This window comes from Streptosporangium sp. NPDC000509 (assembly GCF_042898365.1).
Taxonomy (GTDB): Bacteria; Actinomycetota; Actinomycetes; order Streptosporangiales; family Streptosporangiaceae; genus Streptosporangium.
Genome location: NZ_JBIAYX010000022.1, coordinates 95,363 through 114,740, shown reverse-complemented (window position 1 = coordinate 114,740; position 19,378 = coordinate 95,363). Strand labels below are relative to the sequence as shown.

Annotated in this window: 18 protein-coding genes; 2 read left to right on the top strand and 16 right to left on the bottom strand. The window is 69.8% G+C overall.

Translation table 11 applies throughout. The features are described 5' to 3' along the window. Nucleotides 1-99 precede the first annotated feature (99 nt). From ACFY3D_RS33225 to pgsA, 16 genes are all read right to left on the bottom strand, one after another. A complete protein-coding gene (locus tag ACFY3D_RS33225; protein ID WP_350949158.1) occupies nt 100-618 on the bottom strand; it encodes an adenine phosphoribosyltransferase in 519 nt (172 codons plus the stop codon). Nucleotides 619-824: 206 nt separating this feature from the next. Beyond that, nucleotides 825-1,883 (bottom strand): protein translocase subunit SecF, encoded by a 1,059-nt coding sequence (gene secF, locus ACFY3D_RS33220; RefSeq protein WP_350949157.1) that lies wholly within the window; start codon nt 1,881-1,883, stop codon nt 825-827. Beyond that, nucleotides 1,883-3,646, bottom strand: coding sequence for a protein translocase subunit SecD (gene secD, locus ACFY3D_RS33215; protein WP_389986955.1), 1,764 nt, complete (start codon nt 3,644-3,646; stop codon nt 1,883-1,885). Before secD ends, secF begins: the two co-directional genes overlap by 1 nt. Nucleotides 3,647-3,730: 84 nt before the next feature. Continuing rightward, complete coding sequence (yajC, locus tag ACFY3D_RS33210) at nt 3,731-4,096, bottom strand: preprotein translocase subunit YajC (protein ID WP_350949155.1); 366 nt, start codon at nt 4,094-4,096, stop codon at nt 3,731-3,733. A gap of 226 nt (nt 4,097-4,322) precedes the next feature. Further along, a complete protein-coding gene (ruvB, locus tag ACFY3D_RS33205; RefSeq protein ID WP_350949154.1) occupies nt 4,323-5,381 on the bottom strand; it encodes a Holliday junction branch migration DNA helicase RuvB in 1,059 nt (352 codons plus the stop codon). A 46-nt stretch (nt 5,382-5,427) separates the two neighbouring features. Continuing rightward, on the bottom strand, nt 5,428-6,048 hold the full coding sequence (gene ruvA, locus ACFY3D_RS33200) for a Holliday junction branch migration protein RuvA (RefSeq protein ID WP_389986952.1): 621 nt from the start codon (nt 6,046-6,048) through the stop codon (nt 5,428-5,430). Next, a complete protein-coding gene (gene ruvC, locus ACFY3D_RS33195) occupies nt 6,045-6,632 on the bottom strand; it encodes a crossover junction endodeoxyribonuclease RuvC (RefSeq protein WP_362905710.1) in 588 nt (195 codons plus the stop codon). The genes ruvA and ruvC overlap by 4 nt, the downstream gene beginning before the upstream one ends. Nucleotides 6,633-6,782: 150 nt before the next feature. Then, nucleotides 6,783-8,060 (bottom strand): cation:proton antiporter, encoded by a 1,278-nt coding sequence (locus tag ACFY3D_RS33190; RefSeq protein WP_389986949.1) that lies wholly within the window; start codon nt 8,058-8,060, stop codon nt 6,783-6,785. A gap of 68 nt (nt 8,061-8,128) precedes the next feature. Next, nucleotides 8,129-8,881 carry a YebC/PmpR family DNA-binding transcriptional regulator gene (locus tag ACFY3D_RS33185; protein ID WP_350949151.1) on the bottom strand — a complete coding sequence of 251 codons (753 nt, stop codon included), beginning with the start codon at nt 8,879-8,881 and terminating at the stop codon, nt 8,129-8,131. Nucleotides 8,882-8,884: 3 nt separating this feature from the next. Continuing rightward, nucleotides 8,885-9,475, bottom strand: coding sequence for a pyridoxal 5'-phosphate synthase glutaminase subunit PdxT (pdxT, locus tag ACFY3D_RS33180; protein WP_389986945.1), 591 nt, complete (start codon nt 9,473-9,475; stop codon nt 8,885-8,887). 32 nt (nt 9,476-9,507) lie between these two features. Beyond that, the gene (gene pdxS, locus ACFY3D_RS33175; RefSeq protein WP_350949149.1) at nt 9,508-10,422 is read right to left on the bottom strand and encodes a pyridoxal 5'-phosphate synthase lyase subunit PdxS; all 915 of its coding nucleotides are present in this window, start codon (nt 10,420-10,422) and stop codon (nt 9,508-9,510) included. Nucleotides 10,423-10,574: 152 nt separating this feature from the next. Next, entirely contained in the window at nt 10,575-11,591 is a 1,017-nt protein-coding gene (locus tag ACFY3D_RS33170) for a DUF3048 domain-containing protein (RefSeq protein ID WP_362905664.1), read from the bottom strand. Between the two features lie 107 nt (nt 11,592-11,698). Beyond that, entirely contained in the window at nt 11,699-12,241 is a 543-nt protein-coding gene (locus ACFY3D_RS33165; protein WP_362905666.1) for a hypothetical protein, read from the bottom strand. Next, a complete protein-coding gene (locus tag ACFY3D_RS33160; protein ID WP_389986942.1) occupies nt 12,238-13,533 on the bottom strand; it encodes a glycosyltransferase family 4 protein in 1,296 nt (431 codons plus the stop codon). The genes ACFY3D_RS33165 and ACFY3D_RS33160 overlap by 4 nt, the downstream gene beginning before the upstream one ends. After that, entirely contained in the window at nt 13,530-14,453 is a 924-nt protein-coding gene (locus tag ACFY3D_RS33155) for a phosphatidylinositol mannoside acyltransferase (RefSeq protein WP_389986939.1), read from the bottom strand. Before ACFY3D_RS33155 ends, ACFY3D_RS33160 begins: the two co-directional genes overlap by 4 nt. 23 nt (nt 14,454-14,476) lie before the next feature. Beyond that, nucleotides 14,477-15,094 (bottom strand): phosphatidylinositol phosphate synthase, encoded by a 618-nt coding sequence (gene pgsA / locus ACFY3D_RS33150; protein WP_389986936.1) that lies wholly within the window; start codon nt 15,092-15,094, stop codon nt 14,477-14,479. A gap of 297 nt (nt 15,095-15,391) precedes the next feature. On the opposite strand from pgsA, the gene ACFY3D_RS33145 reads away from it, so the two are divergent. Both ACFY3D_RS33145 and ACFY3D_RS33140 read left to right on the top strand, forming a co-directional pair. After that, a complete protein-coding gene (locus ACFY3D_RS33145; protein ID WP_389986933.1) occupies nt 15,392-17,524 on the top strand; it encodes an elongation factor G-like protein EF-G2 in 2,133 nt (710 codons plus the stop codon). A gap of 159 nt (nt 17,525-17,683) precedes the next feature. Beyond that, nucleotides 17,684-19,282, top strand: coding sequence for a family 10 glycosylhydrolase (locus ACFY3D_RS33140; protein WP_362905675.1), 1,599 nt, complete (start codon nt 17,684-17,686; stop codon nt 19,280-19,282). Nucleotides 19,283-19,378 lie beyond the last annotated feature (96 nt).

The following is a 19,378-nucleotide window of genomic DNA, read 5'->3' as shown; positions in this document are numbered from 1 at the left end:
GGGACGACCACATCGCGGGGCACTCAGACTCCTTACGTTCGAGTCCAGATCCCTACAGTGTATCCAGACCGGGTTGTGTGCTTTCGTCCGCGGGGGCGATCAGACGACGACGAGGGAGTGCAGCTCCACGTCGGTCAGACGCTCGCGGCCCTTGAGGAAGGCCAGCTCCATGAGCACGGCGATGGCGACGACGTCGGCGCCCGCCCTGCGGACCAGCTCCACCGTCGCGCACGCCGTACCTCCCGTGGCGAGCACGTCGTCGACGATGAGAACGCGCTCCTGGGGGGCGAAGGCGTCCCGGTGGACCTCGATGACGGCGGAGCCGTACTCCAGATCGTAGGACGCCTCAAGCGTCTCGGAGGGCAGTTTGCCTTTCTTCCGTACCGGGACGAAGCCCGCGCCCGCCCGGACGGCGACCGGGGCCGCCAGGATGAACCCCCGCGCCTCGATACCGACGATCTTGTCCACCTCGTACAGCCCGGCCAGTTCCTCGATCACCGCGGTGAACGCCACCGGGTCGCCGAGCAGGGGGGTGATGTCCTTGAACAGCACCCCGGGCTGCGGGTAGTCGGGCACGTCGCGGATGCGGTCGAGGATCAGGCTGCTCAGTTCGGTCATGGGCGGCGCTCCTGTGAAGGTGTCGGGGCGGAGGACACCGGGACGGCCCGGCGGTGTCCGGAGGGTGTCGCATCGGAAGGACTCTGCGGGCGGGTGTCGCAAGGTCAGGGAAGAGCCGGGTGTCTGGAAGGGGCTGGAGGGTCTGGAGGGTAAGGAAAACGCCTCCGCTCCCTGCGAGGGGAGCGGAGGCGCGGACGTGCCCGTACTTACTTCTTCTTCCGCTTGCCGGCGGCGGAGTCGGCTCCGCCGGCGACCGTGGCGGCGCCGTTGGAGGCCCCGGCGGCGACCGGCTGACGCACCGTCTTGATCCCGGAACTCCCCCCGTGGGAGGCGATCCTGCGGGCGATCGCCTGGTAGCGCGGCTCGCGCTCCTTGAGCGTGACCAGCAGCGGTGTCGCGACGCACAGCGAGGAGTAGGTGCCGACGAGCATTCCGACGAACAGGGCCAGCGACAGGTCCTTCAACGTTCCGGCACCGAACAGCGTGGTGCCGATGAAGAGGATCGCCGCGACCGGCAGGATCGCCACCAGGGTGGTGTTCAGCGACCGGATCAGCGTGTGGTTCAGGGCGTTGTTGGCGGCCTCGGTGTAGGTCAGCTTGGAGGTCGTGCCGAGCTTGGCGGTGACCTCCTTGATCATGTCGAAGACGACGACGGCGTCGTACAGCGAGTATCCGAGGATCGTGAGGAAGCCCAGCAGGGTCGCCGGGGTGACCTCGAAGTTGGACCAGGCGTAGACACCGGCGGTGATCACCAGGTCGTGCAGCAGCGCCACGACGGCGGCCAGCGCCATCTTCCACTCGAAGGCCATCGTCAGGTACAGGATGATCGCCAACATGAAGACGATCAGTCCGATGATGGCCTTGTTGGCCACCTGACCGCCCCACGAGGCACCGATGACCTGCAGGTTGACCTGGTCCGCCGGCATCTTGAACTCGGTGGCCACCGCCTTCTGCACCGCGGTGACCTGGTCGGCCGGAAGGCTCTCGGTGGTGACCCGCCAGCCGTTCTGGGTCGTCTGCGCGATGATCTGGTGCGCACCGGCCTCGGTGAACGTGGCGCGCACCTGCTCGATGTTGGCGGTCGGGGCCTTGAAGGAGAAGACGGACCCGCCCTTGAACTCCACGCCCAGGTTGAGGCCGTTGACGATCAGACCGGCGATGGAGACCACCAGCAGGATTGCGGAAAGGGCGTACCAGAGCTTCTGACGGCCGACGAAGTCGACGTCGATTTCGCCCCGGTACAGCCGGCGCGCGATGCCGGACATCAGGCCTCCTGCGGAACGGTCTTGGGTGCGACGGTGGTCTCGCTCATACGCTCGGCATCGAGCCCGGAGAGCCTGTGCCCCTTGGCGAAGAACTTCAGCTTGGCCAGCATCGCGACGAACGGCTTGGTGAACATGAACACCACCGCGATGTCGATGAGCGTGGTCAGGCCCATGGCGAAGGCGAAGCCGGCCACGCCTCCGACCGCCAGGAAGTAGAGCACCACGGCGGCGATGAACATGACGGCGTCGGCGATGAGGATCGTCCGCCGGGCGCGGACCCAGGCGACCTCGATGGCCGTGCGCAGCGAGCGCCGGCCCTCCTTCATCTCGTCGCGGATGCGTTCGAAGTAGACGATGAACGAGTCCGCGGTGATACCGATCGAGACGATCAGTCCGATGACGTGCGGCAGCGAGAGGCGGAAGCCCGCGAACGCGCCGAGCAGCACGACGGACTGGTAGGTCAGGATCGTGGCGACCAGGAGGCTCAGCACCGACACGACGCCCAGACCCCGGTAGTAGAGCATCGAGTAGATCACGACCAGCAGAAGGCCGATCGCGCCCGCGATGAGGCCGCCGCGCAGCTGGTCGGCGCCCAGCGTGGAGGAGACCTCCTCGATGGAGCTCTTCTCGAACTTCAGCGGCAGCGCGCCGTACTTGAGCTGGTTGGCCAGCTCGTCGGCCGTCACCTGGTTGAAGCTGCCGGAGATCTGCGCCCGGCCGCCGGTGATGGGCTCCTGGATGACGGGCGCGGAGATGATCACACCGTCGAGGACCATGGCGACCTGGTTGCGGGGGGCCTGCGAGTTGAAGGCGGTGGTGGTGACCTTCGACCACTGGTCGGGGCCCTGGCCCTTGAAGGAGAGCTGGACGAGCCACTCACCGGTGGTCTGGTCGACGCCGGAGGACGCGGTGTCGATCGAGGTGCCGGTGACGGCCGCCTTCTCCAGCACGAACTTGGTGCTGCCGTCCTGGCTGCAGCCCACGTACTGCTTGTCCGGCGCGTCCTGGGCACCGACGCCCGCGTTCTTGGCGCAGTCGAGCGCCTGGAACTGCTTGAGCGCCTCCGGGTCGATCCCGGTGGGGTCGACGCCCGCCATCGGGTCGTCGGCCGCCGTCGGCGGGGTCGTCGGCACGGCGCTGGTCTCGGGCGCGGCGCTCGCGTCCGGCTTGGCGGGCTTGTCACCGCTCGGCTCTGCGGAGGGCGCGGCGGTGGCGCCGGGGCTCGGGTTGGTGAGTGCCGACGACAGGGCGCGACCGGCGGGAGAGGCGTCCGTGTCGGGCGCGGCGGTCGCGTCGGGCTTCGGAGTCACCGACTCGGCGGGCTTGGGCTCCTTGGACCCCTTGCGCCCGGATCCGGTGCTCGAAGGAGACGGGGTCGGCGTCGGCGCCTCGGTGGAGAGCTGCCCCGGGGGCGGAGGTGACCCGGCCCCGATCGCCAGCACTTGGCGGAACCTCAGCTCCGCGGTGGTGCCGACCAGCTTGACGACTTCCTCCTGGCCTGCTCCGGGAACGGAGATGACGATGTTGTCACCGGATTTGGCGACCTCGGCGTCGGAGATGCCGCTGCCGTTCACCCGCTCACGGATGATGTTCACGGCGAGGTCGAGGCTCTCCTGCGAGGGAGCGCCCCCGTTCGGCGTGATGGGCTGGAGCGTCACGGTCGTGCCGCCGGCGAGGTCGAGGCCATACTCCGGCGTGTACGCCTTGTTGAGGAGCATCGCCCCGCCCATGGCGAGAATGATCGCCAGAAGCACCAGGAGCATGCGCCCCGGTCTGCTCTGGCCGCTGGTCGGTCGGGCCACTGGTCGTCAGTTCTTTCGGTTATAGGGGGTTGGAGGTGAGGCTACTCACGGCTTCTTGCTCGTCGTGTCGTGGTCTGCACCCTGCTGTTCCGCCGTCTCCGCGAAATCGCGGTCGACAGCCTTGACATTCTCCTCCTCCGCGTCGTCGACGGGAACCAGGACACGGCCGATCGCCGCCTTGACCCAACGGGTCTCCACACCGGGGGCGATCTCCAGGATCACGTCCTCGTTGTCGATGGCCACCACGGTCCCGAAGAGGCCCGTCGTGGTCATGACACCGGTGCCCGGCGTGAGACTGTTCTGCATCTTGAGCTGCTCCTGCTGCCGCTTGCGCTGCGGCCGGATAAGCAGGAAGTAGAACACCACGACCATGAGAGCGATCATGATCAGGCTCGAATAGTTGCCGCCCACAGGGCCGCTCCTTTTCTTGAAGATTGACCGGCGAAAACCGGACGCCACGTACGACCACGCCGCTCAGCACGTCAGCCTACACAGCCAGCCAAGGCTCGGAGTTTAGGCGAGCTGTTAAGAGCGGGGCAACGAAGTCACGATTCGGCTCGCAGGGAAGTTCCCATTTCGATACAGTTGTCATCGTTCTGTGATCAATCCCGTACGACTTCCCTACCGACTCCCAACGCTAGATTTGCCCGGCATCATCCTCAAGATCGATGAGAAACGAGGCACCGAAGGCGTCGGGCGGGGGGACCAGACCCAGGTGGGTCCAGGCCGCGGCGGTCGCGACCCGGCCGCGGGGGGTGCGGGCGAGGAGTCCCTGCCGCACCAGGAACGGCTCGGCGACCACCTCGACCGTCTCCGGCTCCTCCCCCACTGCCACCGCCAGCGTCGACAGCCCCACCGGCCCGCCGCCGAACTTGCGCAGCAGCGCTCCGAGCACCGCCCGGTCGAGCCGGTCGAGCCCTTCGGCGTCGACCTCGTAGAGGTTGAGCGCGGCGGAGGCGACATCCCGGGTGACCACCCCCTCGGCGCGCACCTCGGCGAAGTCGCGGACCCGGCGCAGCAGCCGGTTGGCGATGCGGGGGGTGCCCCGGGAACGGCCGGCGATCTCGCGGGCGGCGTCGCCGGGGAGCGCGACGCCCAGCAGACGCGAGGAGCGGTGCAGCACCTCCTCCAGCTCGGCGACCCCGTAGAAGTCCATGTGCGCGACGAAACCGAAGCGATCGCGCAGCGGCGCGGGGAGCATCCCGGCCCGGGTGGTGGCCCCGACCAGGGTGAACGGGGCGATCTCCAGTGGGATCGCGGTCGCACCCGGCCCCTTGCCCACCACGATGTCGACGCGGAAGTCCTCCATCGCGAGGTAGAGCATCTCCTCGGCGGGCCTCGCCATGCGATGGATCTCGTCGATGAACAGGACCTCGCCCTCCGAGAGCGTCGACAGGATCGCCGCGAGGTCACCGGCCCGCTCCAGCGCGGGCCCGGAGGTGATCCGGATGGGCACGGAGAGCTCGGTCGCGATGATCATGGAGAGGGTCGTCTTGCCCAGTCCGGGACCGCCGCTCATCAGCACGTGATCCGGAGGTCTGTTGCGTCGCAGCGCGCTCTGCAACACCAGTGACAGCTGCTCGCGCACCCGCGCCTGGCCGATGAACTCCTCCAGCCGCTTGGGCCGCAGTGCCGCCTCGATATATCTCTCGTCGCCCTCGGCGTCCGGCGACACCAGATCACGGTCGGAACTCACGCCGCCCCTCCCTCGTCCCGCCGTACGGCGGACTCACCCGCACCCCTCATCGCACGCTCAGCGCGCGGAGGGCCGCCTTGAGCAGGGGCGCCACCTGGGGGGTGCGGCCCTCGGCCATCTCGGCGTCGGCCTGGGGCTCGACGGCGGCGACCGCCTCGTCGGCGTCTCGCGCCGAGTAGCCAAGACCGACCAGCCCCGAGTGGACCTGACCCCGCCAGGCGGGCGCGACGGCTCTGCCGTCGAGCGCGGCGCTGACGGCCTCCTCGGGAGTGCCGAGCTTGTTCTTGAGGTCGACGATGATCCGCTGGGCACCCTTCGGCCCCACCCCGGGGACCCTGGTCAACGCCTTGACGTCGGCGGAGGCCACGGCCACCCGGAGCGCGTTGGGAGTGTGCACGGCCAGCATCGCGAGAGCGACCTTGGGGCCGACCCCGCTCGCCGTCTGCAGCATCTCGAAGGTGCCGCGCTCGTCCTCGGTGGCGAAGCCGAACAGCGTGAGCGACTCCTCGCGGACCACCAGCGAGGTGGCCAGCCTGGCCTCCTCCCCCGTCCTGAGCGTCGCCAGGGTGCCCGGCGTGCAGTGCACGAGGACTCCCACCCCGCCGACCTCGACGACCGCGCCGTCGGGCGCGATCGCGGTCACCTGTCCTCGCACCGAGGCGATCACTTCGCGGTTCCTCTCGGGTGTCCGGCCCTGCCACGACTCCGGAAGTAGGCGGCGGGGGTCGTGCCGGAGGCGCTCGCGGCCTTCGCGGCGGCCTCGGCCAGCCTGCTCTGTGCCCCGCCCCGCCAAACGTGGCAGATCGCGAGGGCGAGCGCGTCGGCGGCGTCGGCGGGCTTGGGCATCGCGTCCAGCCTCAGCAGGCGGGTCACCATCGTGCCGACCTGCTGCTTGTCCGCCGTGCCGCTGCCGGTGATCGCGGCCTTGACCTCGGACGGCGTGTGCAGCGCGACCGGCAGGCCCCTGCGTGAGGCGCACAGGATCGCCACGGCGGAGGCCTGGGCGGTGCCCATCACGGTCCTGAGGTTGTGCTGGGCGAAGACCCGCTCCACGGCCACCGCGTCGGGCCGGACCTCGTCGAGCCACTGCTCGATGCCCGCCTCGATCGCCACCAGCCGGGCGCCGATCTCGTCGTCGGCGGGGGTGCGGACGACCCCCACTTTGATCAGGCTCAGCGGTGCGCCGGGCCGCCCCTCGACGGCGCCGAGCCCGCATCGGGTGAGCCCCGGATCAACCCCCATCACCCGCAACTCGGGCAATCGCACCGACACGCCTCCGCTCGCCGAACATCTGTTCGGTGGCAGACTCTACCGCGTGAGAGCATCCCGCGCACGGCTCTCCCCCGGCCCGTCGAGAGGCGGAGCGGCAGGCGCCGGCTCACCGCCTCCAGGGGATCCGCCTCACGGGTGCTGGGTGGCGGGTTCCGCGTCACGGTCGTTCCCTGCCCGGTCGCGCAGCAGGTCCAGGCGGTTCATCACCGGCGAGGCCGAGATTCCGTGGATCACCAGGGAGGCCATCGCGGTGAAGGCGACCACGGCCCAGATCTCCTCGGCGGGTACGCCGAAGTCGGCCTGGCCGAGGGCGTAGGCGAGGTAGAACAACGAGCCGATGCCTCGGACGCCGAAGAACGCCGCCACGACGCGCTCGCGCGGCCCCGCCCTGCCTCTCAGCAGGGAGAGCCACCCGACCAGCGGCCGGATGACGAGCAGCAGCGACAGGCCGACCGCGGCTCCCCGCCAGGTGAGCGCGGACAGTCCCCCCACCGCGACGAAGCCTCCGAGCAGCAGGAGCAGCCAGGCGGTGAACAGCCGCTCGATCTGCTCTATGAAGCCGTGCAGCACCCCGTTGTAGCCGTGGCTGCGCTCGGCCGCCCTGATGGTGCAGGCGGTCACGAACACCGCGATGAAGCCGTACCCGTGCACCAGCTCGGTGAGGCCGTAGGCCAGGAACGTCGCGGCCAGCGCCACGAAGCCGTCGCGGTGCTCGGCCAGCCGCAGGTCGGGCTTCTCGGCACGGAAGAACAGCCGCCCCAGCCCTTTGCCGATGAGCAGGCCGCACACCACGCCCGCGACGCACCGGTAGAGCAGGTCCACCAGCGCCCACTCGCCGATCCAGCCGGTCCCCCCGCTGACGGCCAGCGTGATGGCGGCGTACACCAGGGGGAAGGCCAGGCCGTCGTTGAGGCCCGCCTCGGAGGTGAGGGCGAAGCGGACCTCGTCGTCGGCCTTCTCCGAGTCGACGGGCTCGCCGACCTGAACGTCGGAGGCGAGCACCGGGTCGGTCGGCGCGAGGACCGCGCCCAGCAGCAACGCCGCCGCGAGGGGCCAGCCGAGCAGGCCGTACGCGGCGGCGGCCACGGCGAGGACGGTGAGCGGGAGCGTCCACCCGAGCAGGCGCCAGGTCGAGGACCAGCCGCGCCGCCCGAAGGGCCGGTTGATGGCCAGCCCCGCGCCCATGAGCGAGACCAGCACGCAGATCTCGGTGACGTGCTCGACCAGTGTCCGGTGGGCCACCGGATCGGGATCGGGCAGCTCCAGGGGCAGGGCGTAGAGGACCAGGCCGACCAGCAGGCAGGCGAGGGGCAGCGAGAAGGGGCGGCGGTTGAGAAGTCGCGGCAGTGTGGCCGCGAGCAGCGCGGCAACGCCCGCCACAGCGAAGATGAGGTCAGGATTGCCCATTGTCCGCGTGATCTGCCCTGGACCACGCGGACAAACCTCACGAGCAGCGCGAGGTCCGAAAAATCGGACTACGCGTCGAGCTTCTCCATGACCTCGTCGGAGACGTCGAAGTTGGCCCAGACGTTCTGCACGTCGTCGCTGTCCTCAAGGGCGTCGATCAGCCTGAAGACCTTGCGGGCGCCCTCCTCGTCCAGCGGGACGTTCAGCGTCGGCATGAAGCTGGACTCGGCCGAGTCGTAGTCGATCCCGGCCTCCTGCAGGGCCTTGCGGACCGGGACGAGGTCGGTGGCCTCCGAGACGACCTCGAACTGGTCGCCCAGGTCGTTGACCTCCTCGGCGCCCGCGTCGAGGACCGCGACCAGCACGTCGTCCTCGCCCAGCTCGCCCTTGGGGACGAGCACGACACCCTTGCGGTTGAACATGTAGGACACCGAACCCGGGTCGGCCAGCGAGCCGCCGTTGCGGGTCAGCGCGACGCGGACCTCGGAGGCCGCGCGGTTGCGGTTGTCGGTGAGGCACTCGATCAGCACCGCGACGCCCCCGGGGGCGTAACCCTCGTACATGATGGTCTGCCAGTCGGCGCCGCCGGCCTCGAGACCACCCCCGCGCTTACGGGCACGCTCGATGTTGTCGATCGGGACCGAACTCTTGCGCGCCTTGGTGATGGCGTCGTACAGCGTCGGGTTGCCGTCCGGATCGGGTCCGCCCGTCCGGGCCGCGACCTCGATGTTCTTGATGAGCTTGGCGAACAGCTTGCCGCGCTTGGAATCGAGTGCGGCCTTCTTGTGCTTCGTCGTCGCCCATTTGGAGTGGCCGGACATCGCCTAGAGCTCCCTCACCATCTCAGCGAAATATGAATGCACACCGACATCCCCGGTAAGTTCCGGGTGGAAGGACGTGGCGAGCAACGGTCCTTGACGGACCGCGACGATCCTATCCCCAGGTTCGGCCAGTGCCAGCACTTCGACCTCCGAACCCACCGATTCCACCCAGGGGGCGCGGATGAAGACGGCCCGCATGGCGCCGCGACCGGCGAAGTCGATGTCGGCCTCGAAGGAGTCGACCTGGCGCCCGAAGGCGTTGCGGCGGACGACCATGTCGATGCCTCCGATCGTCTGCTGGCCTTCGATCCCGCCCTCGATCCGGTCGGCCAGCATGATCATCCCGGCGCAGGAGCCGTAGGCGGGCATTCCCGCCTTGATCCGCATCCGGAGTGGTTCGAGCAGCTCGAAGGTCTCGGCGAGTTTCCACATCGTGGTGGACTCGCCGCCGGGGATGACGAGGCCGTCGACCGCCTCCAGCTCGCGGGGTCGCCGTACGGCGACCGCTCTCGCGCCCACCGCCTCCAGGGAGCGAGTGTGCTCGCGCACGTCTCCTTGCAGCGCGAACACGCCGATCGTGGGGACGATGGTCACCGATGATCCTTCCCGTACGGGTGGGGTGTGCCCTACCAGCCGCGCTCGGCCAGCCGGTGCGGGGCCGGGATGTCGTCGACGTTGATGCCGACCATCGCCTCGCCCAGCCCCCGGGAGACCTTCGCGATGACGTCGGGGTCGTCGTGGAAGGTGGTGGCCTTGACGATCGCGGAGGCACGCTCGGCGGGATTGCCGGACTTGAAGATGCCCGAGCCGACGAACACGCCCTCGGCGCCGAGCTGCATCATCATCGCCGCGTCGGCCGGGGTGGCGATGCCGCCGGCGGTGAACAGCACGACCGGCAGCTTGCCGGTCCTGGCGACCTCGGCGACCAGCTCGTACGGCGCCTGGAGCTCCTTGGCCGCGACATAGAGCTCGTCCTCGGGCAGCGAGCCCAGACGCTTGATCTCACCCCTGATCTTGCGCATGTGGGTGGTGGCGTTGGAGACGTCGCCGGTGCCGGCCTCTCCCTTGGAGCGGATCATCGCCGCGCCCTCGGTGAGGCGGCGCAGTGCCTCACCCAGGTTGGTCGCGCCGCAGACGAAGGGCACGGTGAACTGCCACTTGTCGATGTGGTTGGTGTAGTCGGCGGGGGTGAGCACCTCGGACTCGTCGATGTAGTCGACGCCGAGCGACTGGAGCACCTGCGCCTCGACGAAGTGGCCTATGCGGGCCTTGGCCATGACAGGGATCGAGACGGCGGAGATGATGCCGTCGATCATGTCGGGGTCGCTCATCCGGGAGACGCCGCCCTGGGCGCGGATGTCGGCGGGCACCCGCTCAAGGGCCATGACGGCGACGGCACCGGCGTCTTCGGCGATCTTGGCCTGCTCGGCGTTGACGACGTCCATGATGACGCCACCCTTGAGCATCTCTGCCATGCCGCGCTTGACCCGGGCGGTTCCGGTGACGGTCGTCTCGCTGACTTCGGGCGTGCTGCTGGACACGGTCTTCTACCTCACGACGGCTGGCTGCGGACACGGGCCGTCCGAGGACGGCCAGTACGCCTCCCATCGTAGGCGCTGGCGGCCTGCCCCCTTACCCGACGCCTTGTCGTCCTTGGATGATCTTCTTGGACAGTATGTACAGGACGTGCGCGTCAGGGGATGACGGGTTTGGCGGAGGCGAGCACGACCCAGACCTGCCCCGGGGCGAAGTTCATCGGCTCGCCCGTCTCGGTGGTGAAGACGGTGCCGTCCTTCTCGTCCGGCCGCGACCAGCGGGCCTTGAACGCCTGCCCGTCACGGAGCACGATCGCCCTGCCCTTGCCCGTGCTGTGCACCAGCGGGGTGTAGCTCTGGTTCTTGTCGTGGAACTGCGAACGCTCCGTCTTGGTGTACTGCACGACGATCGTGGGCGCGCCGAGCTGGCCGCCCTCGGCCGCCATGTCCTTCTTGCCGTCCTGCCAGACCAGCCACTTGCCCGCCGTCTCCGACCAGCCGAAGGTGAAGCGCGCCGCCGGGTACTTCACGCTGTACATCTTGCGCGACACGCCCCCCTCGGGGGCCTCGCCGAAGGTGAACCCGATGTCCTTGGCCTTGCTCGCCTTGGGCGCCCCGGCCAGCAGGTCCTTGGTGTTGGCGAACAGGTTGTAGGGGGCGTAGCGTCCCGGCTGGCGGAAGTACGCGCCCGGCTCCCTGCTGTCGGAGACGTCGAAGAGCGGGGCCTCGGCGATGAAGGGGAGCATCTTGGTCTGCGCGCCCGAGTAGGCGAAGGCCGGTCTGCCGAACTGCGGGACGATGTGCAGGTCGGAGATGCGGGCGCTGCGGACCGGGCCGACCTTGGCCGGGATCTTCGAGGAGAAGATCGCCATCAGGCGGGTGAGGCCCGCCTCGACCTGCTCGACGTAGACGATGTCGGCGCTTTTCAGGCCGAGCTGCGGCTTGCCCGCCGAGGTGTTCTCGATCTTCACCGCGAGCACCGCCCGGCGCGCCGCGCCGGGCAGGCCGGTGAAGGGGTGCGTCGGCTCGGGCGTGGGGGTCGGATCCGCGCTCGGCTCGCCCGCCGCGCCCGCCGGGCTCCCCGGCGAGGCCGGCCCGTCGGAGGAACAGGCCGCGACCGGGGCAAGGACCGCGACTCCCGCCAGCGTGACGGCGATCATCCGGGACACCCGCACGGCTCATCTCCTCAAGTCGGCCACTCGATCACTCAGTCAAGAATCGCCAAGAGCTTACCGGTGTCCGACTTGTCAGATACTCCAGTTTATGTGCGCCTTATTTATCCCTATTCAGCGGCCAGGGCCTTCGGGGGCACGTCGTCGATCTCGAAGAAGGCCGGATACTCGGTGTGCCCCGCCAGCCGCAGCGTGCGGGCCAGCCAGCGGCGCTGCGCCGTCCGGGTGACGCCCACCGCGTTGTTGTAGAACCGGCGGGAGTACAGGACCTTCGCCACCGCGGCGTCCAGCTCCTCGATCAGCTCCGATCCGGCCGGGGTGTCGGCCAGCCGGTCACGGAAGCGCTCCTGGTCGACGACGGCGCGCAGCGCGCGCGACAGGTCGCTCTCGGCGTGCTCGCGCTCCTCGGGACCCGCCGTACGGGCCTCGTGGGCGGCCGCGGCCAGCACCAGGCTCGTCGCCGGGTCCAGCAGCCGGGAGGCCGCCAGCTCCAGGCTGACGGCGGTCCGCCGCACCAGGGCGGCGTCCAGGGACTCGCGGGCCAGCTCCAGCCGGATGTGCAACCGGTCGAGCCGCCCCGCCCGCCAGGAGACGTAGACGGCGAGAAGCACCACGATCGCGCCCGCCACCAGGACCAGCGTGGTCGTCGTCACAGCGCGTCATTCCTCTCGGCCGGCGTACCCGCCGACTCTCCCCCGGCTCCGGCCCCGGCCGGTCCGGCGCCCGCCACCGGGCCTTCCACCGCGCCTTCCACCGGGCCTGCCGCAGGTCCTGTCACAGTGCCTGTCACGGGGCCCTCCGCAGCGTCTTCCACCGGGCCTGCCACCGCGTCCTCCTCGACCCCGGCCGTGCTCGCCACGGTCTCGTAGACCCGCAGGACGTCGCGGGCGACCGTCGACCAGTCGTACTTGCGCACGGCCTGCCGGGCGGCCTGCGACAGCCTGGCCCGGCGTTCGGGATCGTCGAGCAGCGCGGCGGCCTCGCGGGCGAGCGACACGGCGTCGCCCGTCTCGAACAACGCCCCCGCCCCGCCGTCGTCGAGCACCTTGCGGAAGGCAGGGATGTCACTCGCCAGGATCGCCGCGCCCGCCGACATCGCCTCGGTCAGCACGATGCCGAAGCTCTCACCGCCCAGGTTGGGCGCGCAGAAGACGTCGACGGTGTGGTAGGCGCGCACCTTGTCCTCCTCGCTCACCATGCCGAGCAGGCCGATCCGGTCGTGGAAGGCGGCCGGAACCCGCTCCAGCACCTCGTCGGCGTCACCGGGCCCCGCCAGCAGCAGGCGCAGCGACGGCCGCTCGGCGGCGAGCAGGGCGAACGCCTCCAGCAGCACCGGCAGGCCCTTGCGCGGCTCGTCCATCCGGCCCAGGAAGCCGATCACCTCGCCCTCGTCCCAGCCGGGGAGCCGCTCACCCTCGGTGTAGCGGCTCACCGTCACCCCGTTGGGGATGAGCACGGCGTCGCCGCCCATGAACTCGACCAGGGTCTTCCTCGCGGCGTCGGAGACGGCGATCCTGCCGCCGATCTTCTCCAGCGCGCTCATGATGACCGGCACCCCCACCGAGAAGGAACGGGAGTTGCCGTACGAGGCGTGGAAGGTGGCCACGATCGGCCCCCTCGCCACCCAGCAGGCGAGCAGGCCCAGCGAGGGGATCGCCGGTTCGTGCACGTGCAGCACGTCGAAGCGGCCCTCGCGCACCCAGCGGCGCACCCGGTTCGCCGACAGGAATCCGAACGACATCCTGGCCACCGACCCGTTGAAGGGCACCGGGACGGCACGGCCCGCCGAGATCACGTACGGGGGCAACTCCGCGTTCTCCGCGGCCGGGGAGATCACCGAGACGTGGTGGCCGTCGGCCATGAGCGCCTCCGCCAGGTCGCGGATGTGCACCTGGACGCCGCCCGGCACATCCCACGTGTAGGGGCAGACGATGCCGATCCTCATGTCTGGGCCTTCCTGGGCTCCAGGTCCTCGAGCCAGAGGCGCTGGAGCATGTGCCAGTCCTCGGGGTGCTCGGCGATGCCCTTCTCGAAGACGGTGGCGAGGCTCTGCGCCACGACGGCCACCTTCTCCTGCCTGCTGCCCTCGGCCGGGATCGCGATCTCCTCGTGGAACTGCAGCCCCCAGCCGTTCTCCTCGAAGTAGGGAATCGCCGGGATGAGGGCGGCCCCGGTGTGCACGGCCAGCAGGGCTGGACCGGCGGGCATCCGCGTGGCCGCGCCGAAGAACTGCACCTCGACCCCCTTCGCGGTCAGGTCGCGCTCGGCGGGAAGGGCGACCGGCAGACCGGCGCGCAGGCGCTGCGCCAGGGTGCCGAAGGTGTGGCCGTCACCGCCGGTGAGCGGCAGCACCTCCATGCCGAGCCCTTCGCGGAAGGCCGTGTACCGGTGGAACAGCGACTCGGGCTTGAGCCGCTCGGCGACCGTGGTGAACGGGTGACCCGTACCGGCGAACCAGGCGCCCGCCTGGTCCCAGTTGCCCATGTGCGGCAGAGCCAGGACCACGCCACGCCCCCTGGCGAGGTTGTCGTAGACGGGCTCGGCCCCGGCCACCCGCATGCGGGAGACGAGCTCGTCGACGGGGATCGAGGGCAGCCGGAACACCTCGTGGAAGTAGCGGAAGTAGGAGCGCATGCCGTCACGGCTGAGTGCCCGGATCGCCGGGTCACCCGGCGAGGTGCCCTTTACCCTGGCGAGGTTGGCCTCAAGTCTGAGCACCGACTTGCCGCGACGCTTCCACAGCCGGTCGGCGGCGACGCGGAAGGCCCAGGCGGTGAGCCTCTCCGGCAGGCGGGGCACGATCGTCCAGCCGGCGCCGAACGCCGCCGCGACGAGACGATCCTGGGGGGAGGGCTTGTCGGTCATCGCTCTTTCCGATCGGCGGAGGGTCAGCGGGGGGTCCGCGGCGGGGTGGAGACGGCCTGCCGGCGCACGTGCAGCAGACGCTGGCCGACCGTCACCGCGCTGGCGACGGCGAGCAGCCAGAGTCCCGCGGCGAGGATGTAGGGCACGCCCAGACCGCCCAGACCGGCGGAGACCAGGCCCACGACCAGGCGCTCGGGCCGCTCGGCGAGGCCGACGTCACACGTCATGCCCAATGCCTCGGCCCTGGCCTTGACGTACGAGACCACCGCCCCCGCGACGAGGCAGAAGAGCGCGACCCCCGCCAGCACCCGCTGCTCGCTCACGACGAACCAGAACACCAGCCCGGAGAAGATGCCGGCGTCGCCGACCCGGTCCAGGGTGGAGTCGAGGAAGGCGCCCCAGGTGCTTCCTGAGCCCGTCATCCTGGCCATCACCCCGTCGAGGAGGTCGGCCAGCACGAAAAAGGTGATCACCATCGTACCGGCGAACAGCTCGCCCCTCGGGTAGAAGAACAGGGCCGCGGCGACGGTGCCGAGCGTGCCGGCGGCGGTGACGGCGTTGGGGCTGATCCCGTGGCGGGTGAGTGCCCTGCCCAGCGGGGTCAAGAGCCTGGTGACGGCGGGGCGCAGAAGTTTCAACATCGCGCTCCGATCGTAGGCCACCCGGCCCCCGCGCGTGCGTCGGCGGTGGGGGGCGGCGCGCCCCGGAGAAACGGCGTTCACGGGGGCGGCCGGGACGACCCCGACACTTAGCGATCCGGTCTCACTCTGGCAAGAGGATCCCCTCACCCCTCTTGTGATATTCGCCACATGGGTATTTGGTGAACAGACCGAGTCCATGTGATGTACCCGACGCGAGAACCGTGAGCACTCGGTAGCGGACCCGGGGGTGTGGCCCCACCAGGCCGCGGCCCCTTCGGCAACGACGCGGGAGGCGATGTGGTGGAAAGAGCGACCGGCGGAACAGCGGGAGCCGCGGGGAGAGCACCCACGGCCGACCGGCCGGACATGATACGAAACGTCGTGCTGGTCGGCCATTCCGGCTCCGGGAAGACAACGCTCGTGGAGGCACTGCTGGCCGCGACCCGGACCGTCCAGCGGCCCGGCAGGGTCGAGGACGGCACGACCGTGAGCGACTTCGACGAGGTCGAGGTGCGCCAGCAACGCTCGGTGAACCTGACCGTGGCCCCCGTGGTCCACAACGACATCAAGATCAACCTGTTGGACACGCCCGGCTACGCCGACTTCGTCGGCGACCTGCGCGCCGGACTGCGCGCGGCCGACGCGGCGCTGTTCGTCGTCTCGGCCGTCGACGGCGTGGACGGCCTGACCAGGATGATCTGGGACGAGTGCGCGGCGGTCGGGATGCCCCGCGCGGTCGTGATCACCAAGATCGACCACCAGCGGGCGAACTTCGAGGACACCCTCGGCGCCTGCCAGGACGCCTTCGGCGAGGGTGTCTCGCCGCTCTACCTGCCGGTGGTGACCAACGGCAGGGTGAACGGCCTGATCGGCCTGCTGAGCCAGCGGTTCTACAACTACGCGACCGGCACCCGGACGGAGAACTCCCCCGGCCCCGCCTACGCCGACCAGATCGAGCTCTACCGGGGCGCCCTGATCGAGGGCGTCATCCAGGAGAGCGAGGACGAGTCCCTGATGGACCGCTACCTCTCCGGCGAGGAGATCGACACCAAGGCCCTCATCGAGGACCTGGAGAAGGCCGTCGCGCGCGGCGGCTTCTACCCCGTGCTGGCCGCGGGGGCGGGCGTGGGTGCCCTGGAGATCCTGGAGCTCGTCACCCAGGGGTTCCCCTCACCGCCCGAGCACCCCATGCCCGAGATCATGTCGATCGACGGCGAGCCCGTCTCCGGCATCACCTGCGACCCCGAAGGCCCCCTCGTCGCCGAGATCGTCAAGACCACCAGCGACCCGTACGTGGGCAGGATCAGCCTGGTGCGGGTCTTCTCCGGCACGCTGCGCCCGGACATGACGGTGCACGTCTCGGGGCACGGCCTGTCCGACCGCGGACACGAGGACCACGACGTGGACGAGCGCATCGGCACGCTCTCCTCGCCGCTGGGCAAGCACCAGCGGACGGTCCCCAAGTGCGTGGCCGGGGACATCGCGGCGGTGGCCAAGCTGTCGCGCGCCGAGACCGGCGACACCCTGTCCGGCCGGGACAACCCGCTGCTGATGACGGCCTGGTCCATGCCGGAGCCACTGCTGCCGGTGGCGATCCAGCCCAGGTCCAAGGCCGACGACGACAAGCTGAGCCAGGCCCTGCAGCGGCTGGTCGCCGAGGACCCCACCCTCAGGCTGGAGAACAACCCCGAGACCCGCCAGCTCGTGCTGTGGTGCATGGGCGAGGCCCACACCGACGTGCTCCTCGACCGGCTGAGCCGGCGGCACGGCGTGGAGGTGGAGAAGACCGAACTGCGGGTGCCGCTCAGGGAGACCTTCGGCGGCAGCTGCCAGGCCCTGGGCCGCAACGTCAAGCAGACCGGCGGCCACGGCCAGTTCGCCGTCTGCCACCTGGAGGTCGAGCCCCTGCCGTCCGGCGGCGGCTTCGAGTTCGTGGACAAGGTCGTCGGCGGTGTGGTGCCGCGCCAGTTCATCCCCTCGGTGGAGAAGGGGGTCCGCACCCAGATGCAGCGCGGCGTGCTCGCCGGCTATCCCATGGTGGACGTGCGGGTCACGTTGTACGACGGCAAGGCCCACTCGGTCGACTCCTCCGACATGGCGTTCCAGATCGCCGGGGCGCTCGCGCTGAAGGAGGCCGCGGCCAAGGTGCCCATGCTGCTGCTCGAACCGGTGGACGAGGTGTCCGTCCTGATCGCCGACGACCACGTCGGCGCGGTGATGTCCGACCTGTCCTCGCGCAGGGGCCGCGTGCTCGGCACGGAGCCGGTGGGCGTCGGGCGCACCCTGGTCAGGGCCGAGGTGCCCGAGCTGGAGATCACGCGATACTCGATCGACCTGAGATCCATGTCGCACGGGACGGGGACGTTCCGGCGGGTCTTCCTGCGCTACGAGCCGCTTCCCTTACATCTGATGGACAAAATCACCGGCTGACAGAGCGGTGACGGGTGTGCCGGACGGTGCCCCACCTCACAGGAAGGGCGCACCGTCCGGCACACGCCTCACATCATGCACTCATATAACGGAGTCATCACGAAAGGATTTCGTTTTTCCGGTCAGAGCACACCGGTGCTGGTGCCACACTGGGGAACCATGCGAAACGGACGCCCTCTTCTGGCCGCTGCCGCCCTCGCCGTCCTGACCACGGGGGCCGCCTACACCTTCGGTCCCGAGGCCGCACCCGCCCGGCCGAAGGGCGACAAGAGCTCGGCGGCCTCGTCCGAGACGGCCGACGCGACGACCGCCGCCTCGGCGCGCTGCGACGTCGACGCGAAGTATCCCAAGCGGCAGCTGCGCGGAGTGTGGATCGCCACGGTCAAGAACATCGACTGGCCCTCGCGCACCGGCCTGTCCCCGGCCCGCCAGCAGGCCGAGTACGTCAAGATCCTCGACGACGCGGTCAAGCGGCGGTTCAACGCGGTGTTCGTCCAGATCCGCCCCGCCTCCGACGCGCTGTACAAGTCGGATCTGGAGCCGTGGTCGCAGTATCTGACCGGCACGGTGGGCAAGGACCCCGGCTGGGACCCGCTGCCCTTCCTCGTCGCCGAGGCCCATCGGCGCGGCCTGGAGTTCCACGCGTGGTTCAATCCCTACCGCGCGTCCGCCGACGGCGACCTGTCCAAGCTGCCCGCGAGGCACCCCGCCCGGCTCCACCCCGAGTGGATCGTGAAATACGGGGGTCTGGCCTACTACAACCCCGGCCTGCCCGCGGTCCGCGACTATGTCACCAAGGTCGTCAAGGACGTGGTGACCCGCTACGACGTCGACGGGGTCCACTTCGACGACTACTTCTACCCCTATCCCGTGGCGGGCGCGAAGTTCGCCGACGACGCCGCCTTCGCCAAGTACGGCAAGGGCGCCACCCTCGCCGACTGGCGCCGCGCGAACGTCAACAAGCTGATCGCGCAGGTCGACAAGACCGTGCACGAGGTCAGGAACAGCGTGAAGTTCGGTGTCAGCCCGTTCGGGATCTGGCGCAACAAGGCCGAAGACCCCAGCGGCTCGGCCACCGGCGGTATGTCCGCGTACGACGCCATCTACGCCGACGCCCGTCACTGGATCAAGAAGGGCACGGTCGACTACGTCATCCCGCAGCTGTACTGGCCACGCGGGCTCAAGATCGCCGACTACGACGTCCTGATGCCGTGGTGGGCCAACGAGGTCAAGGGCACCGGCGTGCACCTCTACATCGGCCAGGGCCTGTACCGTGTCGGCGCCACCGACACGGCCGCCTGGACCAAGCCCGGCGAGATGTCCTCCCACCTCACGCGCAACCGCAAGTACGAGCAGGTCACCGGTGACGTCTACTTCAGCGCCAAGCAGCTCGCCACCAACCCGCTGGGAGCGATCGACCGCGTCGCCAAGGACCACTACAGCCGCCCCGCGCTGCTGCCGCTGATGAAGGACCGCGGCGGCCAGGCTCCGGCCAAGCCCGCCGACGTGCGGCTCCAGGGCACCTCGCTCGGCTGGAAGAGCTCTCCTGACGCCCGTTCGTACGCGGTCTACCGGATCGCCTCGGGCAAGCCCGGAGACTGCGCCATCGCCGACGCCCGCAACCTGGTCGCGGTCGTGCCCGCGGCGGCCGGCGACCGCCAGACCTTCACCGCGACGGGTGGCGGCACCTACCTGGTCACCGCCCTGGACCGCCTGCAGAACGAGAGCGATCCCACCACGGCCAAGAACGGGACCTGAGAACCCGATCCCCGCCGGTCTCCTGACACGCTGGACCGGTGACACGATCTTGCCCTACGGTTCCAGCACCTGGCAGGAGCCTGAAGGGGAGGTCGT

Excerpts from the sequence above, each read along its gene's own strand:
- ACFY3D_RS33225 (WP_350949158.1), bottom strand. The coding sequence starts at position 618 with ATGACCGAACTGAGCAGCCTGATCCTCGACCGCATCCGCGACGTGCCC.
- secF (WP_350949157.1), bottom strand. The coding sequence starts at position 1,883 with ATGTCCGGCATCGCGCGCCGGCTGTACCGGGGCGAAATCGACGTCGAC.
- secD (WP_389986955.1), bottom strand. The coding sequence starts at position 3,646 with ATGCTCCTGGTGCTTCTGGCGATCATTCTCGCCATGGGCGGGGCGATG.
- ACFY3D_RS33190 (WP_389986949.1), bottom strand. The coding sequence starts at position 8,060 with ATGGGCAATCCTGACCTCATCTTCGCTGTGGCGGGCGTTGCCGCGCTG.
- ACFY3D_RS33185 (WP_350949151.1), bottom strand. The coding sequence starts at position 8,881 with ATGTCCGGCCACTCCAAATGGGCGACGACGAAGCACAAGAAGGCCGCA.
- ACFY3D_RS33160 (WP_389986942.1), bottom strand. The coding sequence starts at position 13,533 with ATGAGGATCGGCATCGTCTGCCCCTACACGTGGGATGTGCCGGGCGGC.
- ACFY3D_RS33155 (WP_389986939.1), bottom strand. The coding sequence starts at position 14,453 with ATGACCGACAAGCCCTCCCCCCAGGATCGTCTCGTCGCGGCGGCGTTC.
- pgsA (WP_389986936.1), bottom strand. The coding sequence starts at position 15,094 with ATGTTGAAACTTCTGCGCCCCGCCGTCACCAGGCTCTTGACCCCGCTG.
- ACFY3D_RS33140 (WP_362905675.1), top strand. The coding sequence starts at position 17,684 with ATGCGAAACGGACGCCCTCTTCTGGCCGCTGCCGCCCTCGCCGTCCTG.